This window comes from Streptomyces sp. SPB074 (genome assembly GCF_000154905.1).
In the GTDB taxonomy this organism is placed as follows: domain Bacteria; phylum Actinomycetota; class Actinomycetes; order Streptomycetales; family Streptomycetaceae; genus Streptomyces.
In genome coordinates this window covers 3,930,374-3,932,566 of record NZ_GG770539.1, presented here as the reverse complement: position 1 = coordinate 3,932,566, position 2,193 = coordinate 3,930,374, and the positions used below count along the sequence as shown (strand labels likewise).

2 protein-coding genes are annotated in these 2,193 nt (G+C 76.2%); both read left to right on the top strand.

Going from position 1 to position 2,193, the window contains the following annotated elements:
• Positions 1 to 820, top strand: an 820-nt coding sequence (locus tag SSBG_RS16385) for a MurR/RpiR family transcriptional regulator (RefSeq protein WP_037869931.1), incomplete at its 5' end; no start/stop codon positions are given.
• A gap of 148 nt (positions 821 to 968) precedes the next feature.
• The gene (murQ, locus tag SSBG_RS16380) at positions 969 to 1,994 is read left to right on the top strand and encodes an N-acetylmuramic acid 6-phosphate etherase (RefSeq protein ID WP_008747210.1); all 1,026 of its coding nucleotides are present in this window, start codon (positions 969 to 971) and stop codon (positions 1,992 to 1,994) included.
• Positions 1,995 to 2,193: the final 199 nt, after the last annotated feature.

The window sequence follows — 2,193 nt, the reverse complement described above, 5'->3', positions numbered from 1 at the left end:
CGCCGAGGCCGTCGCCGCCGACGCGGCCGGCTGCTCGGCGCTCACCGTGACCGGGCTCGCCGCGCGCACCGGTACGAGCGAGGCGACCGTCGTCCGTACCGCGCGCCTGCTCGGCTATCCCGGCTACCGCGACCTGCGGCTCGCGCTCGCCGGGCTCGCGGCGCACCAGGAATCGGGGGCCGCGCCCTCCGTCACCGCCGACATCGCGCTCGACGACCCGATAGCCGACGTGGTCACCAAGCTCGCGCACGACGAGCGGCAGACCCTCGCCGACACGGCCGCGAACCTCGACACGGCCGCCCTGGGCGCCGCCGTCACCGCGCTCGCGCAGGCGCGCCGCATCGACATCTACGGGGTCGGCGCCTCGCACCTCGTCGCCCAGGACCTCGGCCAGAAGCTGCTGCGCATCGGCCTCTTCGCGCAGGCCCACGCCGACCCGCACCTCGCCATCACCAACGCGGTGCAGTTGCGCGGCAAGGACGTGGCCGTCGCCATCACGCACTCCGGCTCCACGAGCGACGTGGTCGAGCCGCTGCGCGCCGCCTTCGAACGCGGCGCCACGACGATCGCCATCACCGGGCGCCCGGACGGCTCGGCCGCGCAGTACGCCGACCACGTCCTCACCACCGTCGCGGCCCGCGAGAGCGAACTGCGCCCGGCGGCCATGTCGTCCCGGGCCAGCCAGCACCTCGTGGTGGACTGTCTCTTCGTCGGCGTCGCCCAGCGCACCTACGAGCACGCCGCCCCCGCCCTCGCCGCTTCCTACGAGGCCCTGGCGCACCGTCACCGGCCTCGGCAGGGCCTCGGCGACCACACCTGACCCCGGGGCGCGTCCGCTCACGCCCCGTCCCGCGCCCCGGGCGGCCGCCCGCGCGGGGCCGCTCCCGGGCCTCGCGCTCCTCAGCCGCACGATCCCGCACCGCCACCACCCGCACCAACCTGTCCCTCAGCACAGCGGAGAGCCGCACATGACGACCACCGGGCCCACCGACCGGGCCACGCATTCCGATGCCCCGCACGGCCGGAACCCGTCCCCTCCCGGGGGCCCCGCGCCCGCGCAGGGAACCGCCCCGTACGAAGAACTGCGGGCCGAACTCGCCCACCTGACGACCGAGCAATTCCGGCCGGAACTGGCGGAGATCGACCGGATGACGACGGAGGAGATCGCGCGGACGATGAACGGCGAGGACGCGACCGTCCCCGCCGCCGTCGCCCGCGAGCTGCCCCGGATCGCCGCCGCGATCGACGCCGCCGCCGCCCGCATGGCGCGCGGGGGCCGCCTCGTCTACGTGGGCGCCGGGACCGCGGGGCGGCTCGGCATCCTCGACGCGAGCGAGTGCCCGCCCACGTTCAACACCGCGCCGGGCGAGGTCGTCGGCCTCATCGCGGGCGGCCCGTCCGCGATCATCACGGCCGTCGAGGGCGCCGAGGACTCGGCCGAACAGGCCGCGGCCGACCTCGACGCCCTCGGCATCGGCCCGGACGACGTCGTCGTCGGCGTCTCCGCCTCGGGCCGCACCCCCTACGCGGTCGGCGCCGTCCGCCACGCCCGCACGGCGCGCGGCGCGCTCACCGTCGGCCTCTCCTGCAACGCCGGCAGCCCGCTGGCCGCCGAGGCCGAGCACGGCATCGAGGTCGTCGTCGGCCCGGAGCTCATCACCGGCTCGACCCGCCTCAAGGCCGGTACGGCGCAGAAACTCGTCCTCAACATGCTCTCCACCATCAGCATGATCCGGCTCGGCAAGACCTACGGGAACCTGATGGTCGACGTCCGCGCGTCCAACGAGAAGCTGCGCGCCCGCTCGCGGCACATCGTCGGCCTCGCCACCGGCGCGGACACCGCCGAGATCGAGTCCGCGCTCGCCACGACCGGCGGCGAGGTGAAGAACGCGATCCTCGTCCTCCTCGGCCACGTCGACGGCCCCGAGTCCGCCCGCCTCCTCCACACCCACCACGGCCACCTGCGCGCGGCACTGGAGGAGGCGAAGGGGTGAGGGGGTGAGGGGGAGGTACGGGGGCCGCGCGGTCCTACCCGGCTGCGCGCGGGGCGTAGGTGGCCGCGCGGGGCGTACGTAGCCGCGCGGGACTGAGGTACTGCCGGGCCGCGAGTCCCGCTCGGCCGGGGCATCCGGGCCCGGCGCGCGCCGAGGCGGGTGCGGGGCCTCGGCAGGCCCGTTCGCTCCCCCGTACGCG

Coding starts and splice junctions, on each gene's coding strand:
- murQ (WP_008747210.1), top strand. CDS start 969: ATGACGACCACCGGGCCCACCGACCGGGCCACGCATTCCGATGCCCCG.